The organism is uncultured Pseudacidovorax sp., assembly GCF_913773995.1.
Taxonomy (GTDB): domain Bacteria; phylum Pseudomonadota; class Gammaproteobacteria; order Burkholderiales; family Burkholderiaceae_C; genus Xenophilus.
In genome coordinates this window covers 1-14,069 of the sequence record NZ_CAJYES010000092.1, presented here as the reverse complement: position 1 = coordinate 14,069, position 14,069 = coordinate 1, and the positions used below count along the sequence as shown (strand labels likewise).

The 14,069-nt window shown below is 69.4% G+C and carries 14 protein-coding genes; 12 read left to right on the top strand and 2 right to left on the bottom strand.

Features of this window, described 5'->3' with window-relative positions:
• From QZ772_RS08330 to QZ772_RS08275, 12 genes are all read left to right on the top strand, one after another.
• The coding region (locus QZ772_RS08330; RefSeq protein ID WP_295524626.1) for a hypothetical protein at positions 1-218 on the top strand (218 nt) is incomplete at its 5' end.
• A gap of 38 nt (positions 219-256) precedes the next feature.
• Complete coding sequence (locus tag QZ772_RS08325) at positions 257-1,759, top strand: M20 family peptidase (protein ID WP_295524623.1); 1,503 nt, start codon at positions 257-259, stop codon at positions 1,757-1,759.
• Entirely contained in the window at positions 1,756-2,931 is a 1,176-nt protein-coding gene (locus QZ772_RS08320; protein ID WP_295524621.1) for an acetyl-CoA C-acyltransferase, read from the top strand. Before QZ772_RS08325 ends, QZ772_RS08320 begins: the two co-directional genes overlap by 4 nt.
• A gap of 7 nt (positions 2,932-2,938) precedes the next feature.
• Positions 2,939-3,388, top strand: coding sequence for a PaaI family thioesterase (locus tag QZ772_RS08315; protein ID WP_295524618.1), 450 nt, complete (start codon positions 2,939-2,941; stop codon positions 3,386-3,388).
• An 82-nt stretch (positions 3,389-3,470) separates the two neighbouring features.
• Positions 3,471-5,303: an acyl-CoA dehydrogenase gene (locus QZ772_RS08310; protein WP_295524615.1), complete on the top strand. Its 1,833-nt coding sequence runs from the start codon at positions 3,471-3,473 to the stop codon at positions 5,301-5,303.
• Positions 5,303-5,518, top strand: coding sequence for a hypothetical protein (locus QZ772_RS08305; RefSeq protein WP_295524613.1), 216 nt, complete (start codon positions 5,303-5,305; stop codon positions 5,516-5,518). The genes QZ772_RS08310 and QZ772_RS08305 overlap by 1 nt, the downstream gene beginning before the upstream one ends.
• A 164-nt stretch (positions 5,519-5,682) precedes the next feature.
• Entirely contained in the window at positions 5,683-6,480 is a 798-nt protein-coding gene (locus QZ772_RS08300) for an SDR family oxidoreductase (protein ID WP_295524611.1), read from the top strand.
• Between the two features lie 51 nt (positions 6,481-6,531).
• Complete coding sequence (locus QZ772_RS08295) at positions 6,532-6,966, top strand: PaaI family thioesterase (RefSeq protein ID WP_295524609.1); 435 nt, start codon at positions 6,532-6,534, stop codon at positions 6,964-6,966.
• A gap of 15 nt (positions 6,967-6,981) precedes the next feature.
• Complete coding sequence (locus tag QZ772_RS08290) at positions 6,982-7,998, top strand: NADP-dependent oxidoreductase (protein WP_295524607.1); 1,017 nt, start codon at positions 6,982-6,984, stop codon at positions 7,996-7,998.
• Between the two features lie 65 nt (positions 7,999-8,063).
• On the top strand, positions 8,064-9,734 hold the full coding sequence (locus tag QZ772_RS08285) for an isovaleryl-CoA dehydrogenase (RefSeq protein WP_295524605.1): 1,671 nt from the start codon (positions 8,064-8,066) through the stop codon (positions 9,732-9,734).
• Positions 9,735-9,854: 120 nt separating this feature from the next.
• Complete coding sequence (locus QZ772_RS08280; protein ID WP_295524603.1) at positions 9,855-10,796, top strand: glutathione S-transferase family protein; 942 nt, start codon at positions 9,855-9,857, stop codon at positions 10,794-10,796.
• A gap of 135 nt (positions 10,797-10,931) precedes the next feature.
• On the top strand, positions 10,932-11,846 hold the full coding sequence (locus QZ772_RS08275) for an SDR family oxidoreductase (RefSeq protein WP_295524601.1): 915 nt from the start codon (positions 10,932-10,934) through the stop codon (positions 11,844-11,846).
• Positions 11,847-11,913: 67 nt separating this feature from the next.
• Here QZ772_RS08275 and QZ772_RS08270 read toward each other — a convergent pair whose 3' ends face one another.
• Positions 11,914-12,957, bottom strand: a complete 1,044-nt coding sequence (locus QZ772_RS08270) for an aldo/keto reductase (RefSeq protein ID WP_295524600.1) — start codon at positions 12,955-12,957, stop codon at positions 11,914-11,916.
• Positions 12,958-12,982: 25 nt separating this feature from the next.
• On the bottom strand, positions 12,983-14,069 hold a 1,087-nt coding region (locus tag QZ772_RS08265), incomplete at its 5' end, for an MFS transporter (protein WP_295524599.1).

The following is a 14,069-nucleotide window of genomic DNA, read 5'->3' as shown; positions in this document are numbered from 1 at the left end:
GCAAGGCCAGCGACATCGACATGGTCTACATCACGGGCTACGGCTTCCCGATCTTCCGCGGGGGCCCGATGCACTACGCGAGCCAGCAGGGCCTGTTCAACGTGGTGCAGGCGATGCAGCGCTTCGGCCGCAACCCCAACGATGACGCGAAGTTCTGGGAGCCGGCCGGCCTGATCCGCAAGCTGGCGGCTGAAGGCAAGGGCTTCGACCAGGCTTGACGCGTTGAGCCACTGACACGCCACCGAAGCGACTGCCGATGATCCGCCGCCTTCTGCTGATTCTGCTCGCTGCGCTGGTGCTGCTGGCCGCGGCGCTGGGCGTCAACACCTGGCGGCAGGGTTCCCGACAGGTCGCCGTGGCGCCCGCATCGAAGGCGGACGTCGACCTTGCTTCGGCGGCGCAGCGATTGGCAGGTGCGGTCCGTTTTCGCACCATCTCGGCGATGGACGGCTCGGGCGAATCCAGCGCCGAGTTCGACAAGTTCCAGGCCTACCTGGCCCAGCAGTTCCCGCGCGTGCACGGTGCGCTACGCAAGGAGGTGGTGGGCCGGCATGCGCTGCTCTTCACCTGGGAGGGCCGCGACCCCAAGGCCATGCCCGCCGCGCTGATGGCGCATCAGGACGTGGTGCCCATCGCGCCGGGTACCGAGCGGGCCTGGAGCGTGGACCCCTTCGCCGGCGAGGTGAAGGACGGCTTCATCTGGGGCCGCGGCACCATGGACGACAAGGGCAACCTGCTGGCCCAGTTGGAGGCCGTGGAGTCGCTCCTGGCGGCGGGCTTCCAGCCGCGCCAGACCCTCTATCTCGTGATGGGCGACGACGAGGAAGTCAGCGGTCTGCGGGGCGCGAAGCCTATCGCCGAGCTGCTGCAGTCGCGCGGCGTCGAACTGGAATGGGTGCTCGACGAGGGCCTGCTGGTGCTCGACGGCGTGCTGCCCGGCCTTTCGAAGCCGGCCGCGCTGGTGGGCCTGGCCGAGAAGGGCTACGGCACCTTCTTCCTCACGCTCGACACCTCGCCTGGCCATTCCTCCATGCCGCCCGCGCACAGCGCCATCGGCCGCATGAGCGCGGCGCTGGCACGACTCGAGGCCTCGCCCATGCCCGGCGGCATCCGCGGCGTGGCCGGGCAGATGTTCGGCACCCTCGCACCGGAGATGAGCCCGCTCAACCGTGTGATGCTCTCCAACCTCTGGCTGACCGAACCGCTGGTGCGCAGCCAGCTCGAAAAGAGCCCTAGCAGCAACGCCATGCTGCGCACCACCACCGCACTGACCATCGTGCGTGCCGGCAACAAGGACAACGTGCTACCCGGCCGCGCCGAGGCGGCGGTCAATTTCCGCGTGCTGCCCGGCGACACGCTGGACAGCGTGCAGGCCCATCTGAAGAAGGCGCTCGCCGACGACGACATCCAGATCAAGGCCTACCCCGGCAACGCCGAGCCGTCGCCCGTCTCGCCCACCGAGAGCACGGGCTACGCGCTCATCGAGCGCAGCATCCGCGAGCGCTTTCCCGATGCGGTTGTGGCCCCCGGCCTGATGACCGCCGCCACCGACTCGCGCCATTTCACGGGCATTTCGAAGGCGGTCTACCGCTTCTCGCCCATCCGTGTGAACAACGAGGACCTGCCTCGCTTCCACGGCACCAACGAACGCCTGAGCATCGCCGCTTACGGCGACATGATCGGCTTCTACCAGCAGCTGCTGCGCAACGCGTCGCAGCCCGCTTCCGTTTCCGCCTCCATTCAAAGGAAGACACCATGACCCGCGCCGTGATCGTTTCCACCGCCCGTACGCCGCTCGCCAAGAGCTGGAAGGGTGCCTTCAACATGACCCATGGCGCCACGCTGGGCGGCCACGCCGTGCAGCATGCGGTGCAGCGTGCCGGCATCGATGGCGCCGAGGTCGACGACGTCATCATGGGTTGCGCCACGCCCGAAGGCGCAACCGGCAGCAACATCGCGCGCCAGATCGCGCTGCGCGCCGGCCTGCCTATCACGACCTCGGGCATGACCATCAACCGCTTCTGCTCTTCGGGCCTGCAGACCATCGCCACCGCTGCCCAGCGCATCATCGCGGGCGAGGGCGAGGTGTACGTGGCTGGCGGCGTGGAGAGCATCTCCTGCGTGCAGAACGAGGCCAACAAGCACATGCTCACCGATCCCTGGCTGGTCAAGAACAAGCCCGAGATCTACTGGAACATGCTGCAGACCGCCGAGCAGGTGGCCAAGCGCTACAACATCGGTCGTGAGGCCATGGACGAGTACGGCGCGCGCAGCCAGCAGCGCGCCACCGCCGCGCTGGAAGCCGGCAAGTTCAAGGACGAGATCGCCCCCATCACCGTGCTCGCCGGCGTGGCCGATGGCCAGCTGGGTCTGATCACCAAGGAAGTCACCGTCGAGAACGACGAGGGCATCCGCCCCGGCACCACCAAGGAAGGCATCAGCGGCATCCGCCCCGCCATTCCTGGCGGCCTGATCTCGGCCGGCAATGCCAGCCAGTTCTCCGATGGCGGCGGCGCCTGCGTGGTGGTCGACGAAGCCTATGCCGAGCGCAAGGGCCTCAAGCCGCTCGGCCGCTTCCTGGGCTTCTCGGTGGCCGGCTGCGAGCCCGACGAGATGGGCATCGGCCCCGTCTTCGCCATCCCCAAGGTGCTCAAGAAGCTGGGCCTGACGGTGGGCGACATCGACCTGTGGGAGCTGAACGAGGCCTTCGCCGTGCAGGTGCTGTACTGCCGCGACAAGTTGGGCCTGCCGGACGACCGCCTGAACGTCAACGGCGGCGCCATTGCCGTGGGCCACCCCTACGGCGTGAGCGGACAGCGCCTGACTGGCCATGCGCTGATCGAAGGCAAGCGCCGCGGCGCCAAGAAGGTGGTGGTGACCATGTGCATCGGCGGCGGCATGGGTGCTGCCGGCGTGTTCGAGGTTCTCTGATCCTCGGTTGACGCGCACGCAAGGCACGGCGATGAAGGTCGATCTGCCCACGCTGCAGGGCTTCTTCGCCAGTGCGCCCTTCATGGCCGACCTGGGCGTACAGGCCACGGGCGGCGAGACGGGGCGGGTGCGCACCGCGCTCCTGCTCGCGCCGCGCCATCTGCAGCACACCGGCGTCGTGCATGCCGGTGTGATGGCCTCCATCGCCGACCACACCATGGGCGCGGCGGCGCAGACGATGGCGCCAGAGGGCTTCTGGGTCGTCACCGCCGAATTCAAGACCAGCCTGCTGCGCGGTGCGCGCGGTGTGCGCCTGGAGTGCGAGGCCTGGGTGATCCGGGCGGGCCGCCAGCTGAGCTTCACGGAGGCCGAGGTGTACGCCGTGGCGGCGGACGGCCGGCGCACGCTGGTCGTCAAGGCGGCGGGCACCATGGCGCTGATTGCGGCGCAGGACTGAGCACACGGCGCACGGGCCGGCACTGCCCAACACCGCGCCGCGCCGCGCCTCGCGGCGCGGTCTTCTTCACGACGAGACAACCATGAGCTATCGCGACACCCTGGACTTCCTGCTCTACGACTGGCTCCACGCCGAGCGCCTGAACGAGCGCGAGCGTTTTGCCGACCATTCGCGCGAGACCTTCGATGCCGTGCTGGACACCTGCGAGCGCATCGCCCGTGAGAAGTACGCGCCGGCCAATCGCACGGTGGATGTCGAGGAGCCGCGTTTCGACGGCGAGAAGGTGATCCTGCCGCGCGCCACGCACGAGGCCCATGCGGCCTTCGTCGAGAGCGGCATGATGGCCGCCGCGCAGGACTACGACATCGGCGGCATGCAGCTGCCCTATACGGTGCAGGCGGCGGCCAACTCCTTCTTCGCCATGGCCTCGGTGAGCATCGGCTCGAACATGCTGACCAGCGGCAATGCGAACCTGCTGATGGTGCACGGCACCGAGATGCAGAAGAAGGTCTTCGCGCTCAACGAGTTCTCGGGCCGTTGGGCCGGCACCATGTGCCTGTCGGAGCCACAGGCCGGCTCCTCGCTGTCGGACGTGGCCACGCGTGCGGTGCCGGATGGCGACGGTTTCGAGAACGACCCGCTCGGCCCGCGCTACCGGCTCAAGGGCAACAAGATGTGGATCTCGGCCGGCGACCATGAGCTGACCGAGAACATCGTCCACATCGTGCTGGCCAAGATCCCGGATGCGGACGGCAAGCTGATCCCGGGCGTCAAGGGCATCTCGCTGTTCATCGTGCCCAAGAAGATGGTGGACACCGAAGGCCGACTCACCGGCGAGCGCAACGACGTGGCGCTGGCGGGCCTCAACCACAAGCTGGGCTGGCGCGGCACCACCAACACGCTGCTGAACTTCGGTGAGGGCAAGTACCCGGTCGGCGGCAAGGCCGGCGCGGTGGGCTACCTGGTCGGCAAGCCGGGACAGGGACTGGCCTGCATGTTCCACATGATGAACGAGGCCCGCATCGGCGTCGGCACCGCCGCCGTCATGCTGGGCATGGCGGGCTACCACGCCTCGCTGGACTATGCGAAGAACCGGCCGCAGGGCCGGCCCGTCGGCCCCGCCGGCAAGGACGCCACCCGGCCGCAGGTGCGCATCATCGAACACGCCGACGTGCGCCGCATGCTGCTGGCGCAGAAGGCGTACTGCGAAGGCGCGCTGGCGCTGCAGCTGTACTGCGCCCGCCTGGTCGACGAGCAGAAAACCGGCACGCCCGAAGCGGCCGACGACGCGCGCCTGCTGCTGGAGGTGCTGACGCCCATCGCCAAGAGCTGGCCCAGCGAATGGTGCCTGGAGGCCAATTCGCTGGCCATCCAGATCCACGGCGGCTACGGCTACACGCGCGACTTCCCGGTGGAGCAGTACTGGCGCGACAACCGCCTGAACATGATCCACGAGGGCACCCACGGCATCCAGGCCGCCGACCTGCTTGGCCGCAAGGTACTGATGGAAGGCGGCAAGGGCCTTCAACTGCTGGGCGCCCGAGTGCAGGAGACCATCGCCCGCGCCGCGGCCCGGCCGGAGCTCGCCGGCTTTGCCGATGCGCTGGGCCAGGCCTTCGGCCGCGTCACTGCCGCCATCCAGGCCGCCTGGTCCACCGGCAACCCGGCCGAGGCGCTGGTCAATGCGGTGCCCTACATGCAGGCCTTCGGCCACATGGTCCTGGCGTGGATGTGGCTGGACGTCGCCGACAAGGCCATCGAGAAGGACAATGGATCGACCTCGGTGTCGACCACCGGCCGCTTCGGCGCCGCCACCTACTTCTATCGCTACGAACTGCCCAAGATCGGCGCCTGGCTCAACGTGGTCGAGAGCCGCGAGCCGGTCTGCGCAGACCTTCCCGAAGACGCCTTCTGATGACCTCCCAAGCACCCGTCCGACCGCCCAAACAACGCCACTGGACCGAGAAGCTGAGCTGGATCCTGATCTATGCCGGCCTGTTCACCGTGGTGCTGGGCATCGCCACCGCCCGCCAGGACGAGCCGCTCGGCTGGTCCATCGGCGTGCCGGGTGGCGTGGCCGTGCTGGCCGGCGTGGTGCTGATCTACATCCGTTCCCGCATCAAACCCTGAATCGGTCCTTGCAATGACGCCGAGTTGACCCAAGACCGTTCGGGCTGAGCCTGTCGAAGCCCGGCGCCCAAGTGCCGAAGCCCTTCGACAGGCTCAGGGCGAACGGGTTTGCTGACTGGCATCGCGCCGAACCCTTCCTTTCCACACTTCCGGAGACACACGCCATGAGCGCACGCACCGTCCAGCAACTGTTCGACCTGAAGGGCAAGGTCGCCCTGATCACCGGCGGCTCCCGCGGCCTGGGGCTGCAGATGGCCCATGCGCTGGGCGAAGCGGGCGCCAGGGTCATGCTCAGCTCGCGCAAGGCCGACGATCTGGAGCAGGCCGCGGCCGAGCTGCAGGCGGCCGGCATCGATGCACGCTGGATCGCCGCCGACTGCAGCAAGGAAGAGGACACGCGCCGCCTGGCCGACGAGACACTGGAGCGCATGGGCGCCGTGGACATCCTGGTGAACAACGCGGGCGCCAGCTGGGGCGCCGCGGCCGAGGAGCATCCGGTCTCGGCCTGGGACAAGGTGATGAACCTCAACGTGCGGGGCTACTTCATCCTGAGCCAGCAGATTGCCAACGGCTACATGATCCCGAAGAAGACGGGGCGCATCATCAACATCGCCTCGATCGCGGGCCTCAACGGCAACCCGATCGGCATGAAGACCCTGGCCTACAACACCTCCAAGACGGCGGTGATCGGCTTCACCCGCACGCTGGCTGCGGAGTGGGGTCGCCATGGCATCAACGTCAACGCCATCTGTCCGGGCTTCTTCCGCACCAAGATGGCCTCGGGCCTGATCGACCAGCTGGGCGAGGACAACATGAAGGCCGCCGCGCCGCTCAACCGCCTGGGCGATGATGAAGACCTCAAGGGCATCACGCTGCTGTACGCCAGCGACGCAGGCAAGCACATCACCGGCCAGTGGATGGCGGTGGATGGCGGCACCAGCGTCGTGCTGGGCGCGGCCTGAGCCCGCCCTTTCATCGAACCCGTGCCGCCTCGCGCGGCTGCCTTGCAGACCATGAACATTTCCTTCGGCGTCGACATTCCCTTCGTCCACCACCTGGGCTTCACGATGCACCGCTTCGAGGGCGGCGAGTCGGAGCTGCACTACACGCCTGCCGATGAGCACCTCAACAGCTTCCAGGTGGCGCATGGCGGCGCGTGCATGACGCTGCTGGACGTGACCATGGCCACCGCTGCACGCAGCGTGCAGCCGGAGATCGGCGTGGTCACCATCGAGATGAAGACCAGCTTCATGCAGCCTGCGCGCGGCCCGCTCGTGGCCCATGGCCGCCTGATGCACCGCACGGCCACGATGGCCTTCACCGAGGCGCGCATCGTTGACGCCGCCGGCCGGCTCTGCAGCCATGCCACCGGCACCTTCAAGTACGTCAAGCGTCTGCCGGTCGATGGCCGGGGCGTGCATGACCTCAAACCCCTTTCCACCGACTGACACAGAGAGCCAACCATGCCGCAGAACAAGCAGATCCATCTGGACAACCGCCCGACCGGCGAGGCCGAGCTGTCGAACTTCAAGCTCGTCGTGGGCGAGACGCCGGCCCTGACCGACGGCCAGGTGCTGGTGCGCCACCACTACCTCAGCCTGGACCCGTACATGCGCGGCCGCATGAACGACTCCAAGAGCTATGCCGCCTCGCAGCCCCTGGGCCAGACCTTCCAGGGTGGCACGGTGGGCGAGGTGGTGGAGAGCCGCCATCCCAAGTTCGCCGTCGGCGACAAGGTGGTCGGCTTCGGCGGCTGGCAGGAATACGGCGTGGTGGACGCCAACCAGCCCGGCGTGCTGCGCAAGGTCGACACCACGCATGTGCCGCTGTCCCACTACCTGGGCGCGGTCGGCATGCCGGGCGTGACGGCCTGGTACGGCCTGGTCAAGATCATCGCGCCCAAGGCTGGCGAGACGCTGGTCATCACGGCGGCGAGCGGTGCCGTCGGAAGCGCCTTCGGCGCGCTGGCCAAGGCCCGCGGCTGCCGCGTCGTCGGCATCGCCGGCGGCCCGGACAAGTGCAAGTACGTGACGGACGAGCTGGGCTTCGACGCCTGCATCGACTACCGCCAGCACCCCGACGTCAAGAGCATGAGCGCCGCGCTCAAGGAAGCCTGCCCCGACGGCATCGACGGTTACTTCGAGAACGTGGGCGGCTACATCCTCGACGCCGTGCTGCTGCGCCTGAACGCCTTCGCCCGCATCGCCCTGTGCGGCATGATCGCCGGCTACGACGGCCAGCCGCTGCCCATCCAGAACCCCACGCTGCTGCTGATCAACCGCGTGAAGCTGGAAGGCTTCATCGTCAGCGAGCACATGGAGGTGTGGCCCGAGGCGCTCAAGGAACTGGGCACGCTGGTCGCCACCGGCAAGCTGCGCCCGCGCGAGTCCATCGCCGAGGGCATCGAGAAGGCGCCTGAGGCCTTCCTGGGCCTGCTCAAGGGTAAGAACTTCGGCAAGCAGCTGGTCAAGCTGGTCTGATGCACTGATCCCGACCCGGCCGGAGCGCCGGGCCCCGCAACCGGCACCGAGGCCAGGAGGCAGGCATGAGCCCCTTTGTCACGCACGAGGTCTTCAACCAGCCCGAGCCGCTGGTCGACTACGACCTGTTCGCCACGAACCGCGCGCTGCAGGATGCCCTGCGCTTCAATGCGCCGGGGCTGGAGTTAGCGCCGCTGCAGGCGCTGGGCCGCGAGGTGGGCACTGCGCAGATGCAGCAGCATGCGCGCCTGGCCAATGTGCACACGCCGGTGCTGCACACGCACGACCGCTTCGGGCGGCGCATCGACGAGGTGGAGTTCCATCCCAGCTACCACGCGCTGATGAGCGCCGCCGTGGGCGCGGGCCTGCACGGCACGCCCTGGGCAGAGGCGGGCGATCCGGTGGCGGTCGCGGCCGGCCGCTCGCCGCACGTGCAGCGGGCCGCGGGCTTCATGCTCTTCACCGAGCTGGAGCCCTCGATGCTGTGCCCCATCTCCATGACCTATGCGGCCACTCCCGGCCTGCGCGGCAATGCCGGCATCTACGCCGATTGGGCGGCCAAGCTGCAGAGCCGCTGGTACGACCCGCAGCTGGCTGTCTGGCGCGACAAGCCCGGCGTGACGATGGGCATGGGCATGACCGAGAAGCAGGGCGGCTCCGACGTGCGGGCCAACACCACGCAGGCGGTGCGGGACGGCGCCGATGCCTGGGGCGAGCGCTATGTGCTCACCGGCCACAAGTGGTTCTTCTCGGCGCCGATGTGCGACGCCTTCCTGGTGCTGGCGCAGGCCCCGGCGGGGCTGACCTGCTTCTTCCTGCCGCGGGTGCTGCCGGATGGCACGCGCAACGCACTGCGCATCCAGCGCCTGAAGGACAAGCTGGGCAACAAGGCCAATGCCAGCTCCGAAGTCGAGTTCCACGGCGCCACCGCCTGGCTGGTGGGCGAGGAAGGGCGCGGCGTGCCGCAGATCCTCGAGATGGGCACCATGACCCGGCTCGACTGCTCGCTGGGCACCAGCGGCCTGATGCGGCAGGCGCTGGCGCAGGCCCTCAACCACACGGCGCAGCGCAGCGCCTTCGGCAAGCCGCTGATCGCGCAGCCTTTGATGAAGAACGTGTTGGCCGACATGGCGCTCGAAAGCGAAGCGGCGGTGGCCCTGTCGATCCGCCTCGCGCGCGCCTTCGACCGTGCGCAGGACCCGCGCGAGCGCCTGCTGGCCCGCGTGCTCACGCCCATCGCCAAGTTCTGGATCTGCAAGCGCGGCGCCGCGCTCGCGCAGGAAGCCATGGAATGCCTGGGCGGCAACGGCTATGTGGAGGAGGGCGGCGAGGGCGTACTGGCCCGCATCTACCGCGAGATGCCGGTCAACTCCATCTGGGAGGGCGCGGGCAACATCATGGCCATCGATCTGCTGCGGGCCCTGCGCAAGGGCGACATCGCCGCCGCGCTGGCCGAGGAACTCGCTCCCGCCCGCGGCGCGCATCCCGCGCTCGACCGGCTGATGGACGCCCTGCCCACGCGCGTGGAAGCCATGGCCACCGAGACGCAGGCCCGTCGCCTGGCGCAGGACGTGGCGCTGGCCGTGCAGGCCGCGCTACTGGTGCAGACGGCGCCGACGGCGGTGCACGAGGCCTTCTGCGCCTCTCGTATCGGCGGCGACTGGGGCCAGACTTTCGGCACACTGGGCGAAGGCGCCGATTTCGACGCCATCCTGGCCCGGGCCATGCCGCGCTGAGCGGGCCCTTTGCCGGGCCGCATCGCCGGTCCGCCCCACCACCGTTCTTCGCATCCGACCCACGCAGCGGCCTGCGCCGCTGAACCCGGCGCCATGCCGCCGTCCTTTTCCGGAGTTCCCATGGCAGACATCATCCTGCACCACTACGCCGCCTCGCCCTTCTCGGAGAAGGTGCGCCTGCTGCTCGGCCACAAGAAGCTGGCCTGGAAGTCGGTGATCATCCCCTCGGTCATGCCCAAGCCCGACCTGGTGGCGCTGACCGGCGGCTACCGCCGCACGCCGGTGCTGCAGGTGGGGGCCGACGTGTATTGCGACACGGCCCTCATCGCCGATGTGCTGGAGCACCTGCAGCCCGAACCCACGCTCTACCCCGAGCCCGAGAAGGGCCTGGCCCGCATCGTGGCCCAGTGGGCCGACAGCACCCTGTTCTGGGCCGCCATGGCCTGGAACCTTCAGCCCAAGGGCGCGGCCGAACTCTTCGCCAGCCTGCCGGCCGAGGCGGCCAAGGCCTTCGGGGAAGACCGCGGCAAGATGACCGCCGGCAACATGGCGCGCATCAAGCCGGCCGATGCCGCTGCGGCGTACAAGAACTACCTGCGGCGCCTGTCCGACATGCTGGATGACCGCAGCCACCTGCTCGGCGAGGTGCCCTGCATCGCCGACTTCGCGGCCTATCACCCGCTCTGGTACACAAGCCGCGTCAATGCCGTGAAGTCCATCCTGCAGCTCACGCCGGCCGTGGTCGACTGGATGGACCGCATCAAGGCCATCGGCCATGGCAGCTTCGAGAAGATCAGCTCGGCCGATGCGCTGGCGATCGCCAAGGCCGCAAGCCCCAAGACCCTGCTGACCGACAGCACCTTCCAGGACGACCACGGCATCCCGCTGGGCAGCGCGGTGACCATCCGTGCGGAAAGCTTCGGCCTCGAGGAGACCGCCGGCACGCTGGTGGCCGCCACGCGCACGCACTTCACGCTGGCGCGCGAGGATGAGCGCGCGGGCTCGCTGCACGTGCACTTTCCGCGCACCGGCTACGTGCTCAAGGCGGCCGACGCAGGCTGATCGGCACGATGGCGGCGGGCTTGCTGCCCGCCGCCGTCGCCTGCAGGACAGCCCGCCGGCACCGCGGGCGCTCCAATCGCTCGCACAGCGGCTTTCATCCGCATTCCAGAGACAACGGCAAAAGGACCGACTTCCATGATCCAGGACTTCCACGGCAAGACCGCGGTGCTGACCGGCGCCGCATCCGGCTTCGGCCTCGAGTGCGCGCGCATCGGCGCGGCGCGCGGCATGAACCTCGTGCTGGTCGACGTGCAGCAGGATGCCCTCGACAAGGCCGAGGCCGAGATGAAGGCCGCCGGCGTGCAGGTGATGGCGCGCAAGGTGGACGTCTCCAGCGCCAGCGAGATGGAAGCCCTGGCCGCAGCCGTGAAGGAGCGCTTCGGCGCACCGCAGTTCGTCTTCAACAACGCGGGCGTGGGCGCCGGCGGCCTGGTGTGGGAGAACACCGTGGCCGACTGGGAATGGGTGCTGGGCGTGGACCTGTGGGGCGTGGTGCACGGCGTGCGCCTGTTCGTGCCCATGATGCTGGAGGCCGCCGAGAAGGACCCCGCCTACCGCGGCCACGTCACCAATACGGCCAGCATGGCCGGCCTGCTGACGGCGCCCAACATGGGCATCTACAACGCCGCCAAGGCGGCCGTGGTGAGCCTGACCGAAACCATGTACCAGGACCTGCGCTTGGTCACCGACCAGATCGGCGCCAGCCTGCTGTGCCCCTACTTCGTGCCCACCGCCATCGTGCAGAGCGACCGCAACCGTCCGGGCGGCGCGCTGGCGCAGGGCCAGCTCACCAAGAGCCAGCTGATCGGCCAGGCCATGTCCGAAAAGGCCGTCTCCAGCGGCAAGGTGACCGCGGCCGAGGTGGCGCACAAAGTCTTCCAGGCCATCAGCGACAACCAGTTCTACGTTTTCAGCCACACGGGCGCCAAGGCGCTGGGCAACGTGAAGAGCCGCATGGAGAACATCGTGGCCATCCAGAACCCGGCCGATCCCTTCCTGGAGCGGCCGGAGCTGGGGGCTCAACTGCGGGCTCAGTTGCGCGGCGCCTGATCGGGGCCGCCCCCCGGCTGGCGGCGAGCACCCAGGCGACCGAAATCGAGGCCGCTGCACGCGCCCGTCATGAACCCCGCGGCACGGCTGGCGGTGCCAGCTCGGTGAACTGGCCGTTCCAGTACGGGTAGTAGGGATAGGGTGGCGTTACGGCGCTGGCGGCGTCCAGGCGGACCATCTGCGCGGCGCTCAGCTGCCAGCCGATGGCGCCGAGGTTCTGGCGCAGTTGCTTCGCGTCGCGCGCGCCGATGAGCACGCTGCTCACCGTGGGCCGCTGAAGCAGCCAGTTGATGGCGATCTGGGGCAGGGTGCGCCCCGTTTCTTCGGCCACGCTGTCCATGGCTTCGACGACGCGAAACAGGCGCTCCTCTTGAACCGGCGGTGCGAAGCCGGCTGTCTGGTGCAGGCGGCTGCCTTCGGGCAGCGGCTGGCCGCGACGGATGCGGCCGGTCAGCCGGCCCCAGCCCAGCGGACTCCAGACGATGGCGCCGAGGCCCTGGTCGAGGCCCAGCGGCATCAGCTCCCATTCGTAGTCGCGGCCCACCAGCGAGTAGTACGTCTGGTTGGCGACGAAGCGCTCCGTGCCGAGCCGGTCGGCCGCGGCCAGTGCCTTCATCAGCTGCCAGCCCGCGAAGTTGGAGGCGCCGATGCTGCGCACCTTGCCGCTGCGAACCAGGTCGTCCAGCGTGCGCAGCATCAGTTCCACCGGCGTGGCCGCGTCGAAGGCATGCAGTTGCAGCAAGTCGATGTGTTCGGTACGCAGCCGGCGCAGCGCGGCCTCCGCGCCGCCAATCAGGTGGTGGCGCGACCAGCCGCGGTCGTTGGGCCCGGGCCCGGCGGGCAGCGTGAGCTTGGTCGACAGAATGGCCTCGTGCCGCCGGCCCTGCAGTGCCTCGCCCAGCACGCGTTCGGAGGCCCCGTCGGAGTAGACGTCGGCCGTGTCGAAGAGCGACACGCCGGCCTCCAGGCAGATGGCGATCATCTCGCGGGCCTCGGCCACGTCGGTGCGGCCCCAGGCGCTGAAGAGCGGCCCTTGTCCGCCGAAGGTGCCGGCGCCAAAGCCGAGCACGGGGACGCGGAAGCCGGAGCGGCCAAGCAGTCGATGTTCCATGGTGGTTTCTCCTTGGGTGTGTGGGTCAGGCGTTGCAGCGGCGCGACGCGGAAGGCGTGTCGGCGGACAGGCGACGACGCTGCATCGCCCGGCTGACCAGCGCCAGGGCCAGCCCGGCCAGCGTGAGTCCGGCGGCTGCGGGACCGAGGCCGTGCAGCCCGGGCCCGTGGTCGATGACCGCGCCGCCTACCCAGGCGCCGAGGGCGTTGCCCAGGTTGAAGGCGGCGATGTTGAGGCTGGACGCAAGGTTCTGACCCGCGCCGGCCGCCTGCTCCAGCATGCGGGCCTGCAGCGGCGCGGCGGTGGCGAAGGCGGCCACGCCCAGCGCCGCCAGGAAGACCGCCGCCGCCACCCGGTGGGCCATGGCGAGCGGGGCGAGCGCCAGCACCACGGCCAGCGCGAGCAGGGTGCCGATCACGGCCGGCATCGGCGCCCGGTCGGCCAGCCGGCCGCCGAGGATGTTGCCCACCGCCAGCCCGCTGCCGAAGACCAGCAGCAGCGGCGACACGGCCGCGACGGACAGGCCGGTCACCTGCGTCAGCACCGGCTGCACGTAGGTATAGAAGGCGAACACGCCGCCGAAGCCCAGGATGGTGATGGCCAGGCTCAGCCACACCTGCGGCCGGGCCAGCACCGACAGCTCCTCGGCCAGCGTGGCGGACGCCTCGGCCTGCACCTGCCGCGGCACGAAGCGCATCAGCACCGCGAGCGCGACCACGCCGACCGCGGCCACGGCCCAGAACGTGGCGCGCCAGCCCCATTGCAGCCCGATCCAGGCGCCGGCCGGCACGCCCAGCAGCGTGGCGGCCGTGAGGCCGGTGAACATCAGCGCGATGGCGGAGGCGCGCCGTTCGGGCGCTACCAGGCCGGCCGCCACCACGGCGCCGACGCCGAAGAAGGTGCCGTGCGCCAGCGAGGTGAGCACTCGGGCGGCCATCAGCGTGGCGTAGTCCGGCGCCAGGGCGCAGGCGATGTTGCCGGCGGTGAACACGCCCATCAGCGCGATCAGCACCGTGCGTCGCGGCAGGCGCCGCGTGGCCAGCGTGAGCACCGGCGCGCCCACGGCGACGCCCAGCGCATAGCCGGAAATGAGCAGGCCAGCCGCCGTGATG

What these genes read in the sequence shown, in the direction of transcription:
- QZ772_RS08305 (WP_295524613.1), top strand. Translation starts at nt 5,303, where the DNA reads ATGACCTCCCAAGCACCCGTCCGACCGCCCAAACAACGCCACTGGACC.
- QZ772_RS08325 (WP_295524623.1), top strand. Translation starts at nt 257, where the DNA reads ATGATCCGCCGCCTTCTGCTGATTCTGCTCGCTGCGCTGGTGCTGCTG.
- QZ772_RS08295 (WP_295524609.1), top strand. Translation starts at nt 6,532, where the DNA reads ATGAACATTTCCTTCGGCGTCGACATTCCCTTCGTCCACCACCTGGGC.
- QZ772_RS08275 (WP_295524601.1), top strand. Translation starts at nt 10,932, where the DNA reads ATGATCCAGGACTTCCACGGCAAGACCGCGGTGCTGACCGGCGCCGCA.
- QZ772_RS08320 (WP_295524621.1), top strand. Translation starts at nt 1,756, where the DNA reads ATGACCCGCGCCGTGATCGTTTCCACCGCCCGTACGCCGCTCGCCAAG.
- QZ772_RS08270 (WP_295524600.1), bottom strand. Translation starts at nt 12,957, where the DNA reads ATGGAACATCGACTGCTTGGCCGCTCCGGCTTCCGCGTCCCCGTGCTC.
- QZ772_RS08285 (WP_295524605.1), top strand. Translation starts at nt 8,064, where the DNA reads ATGAGCCCCTTTGTCACGCACGAGGTCTTCAACCAGCCCGAGCCGCTG.
- QZ772_RS08310 (WP_295524615.1), top strand. Translation starts at nt 3,471, where the DNA reads ATGAGCTATCGCGACACCCTGGACTTCCTGCTCTACGACTGGCTCCAC.
- QZ772_RS08290 (WP_295524607.1), top strand. Translation starts at nt 6,982, where the DNA reads ATGCCGCAGAACAAGCAGATCCATCTGGACAACCGCCCGACCGGCGAG.
- QZ772_RS08280 (WP_295524603.1), top strand. Translation starts at nt 9,855, where the DNA reads ATGGCAGACATCATCCTGCACCACTACGCCGCCTCGCCCTTCTCGGAG.
- QZ772_RS08300 (WP_295524611.1), top strand. Translation starts at nt 5,683, where the DNA reads ATGAGCGCACGCACCGTCCAGCAACTGTTCGACCTGAAGGGCAAGGTC.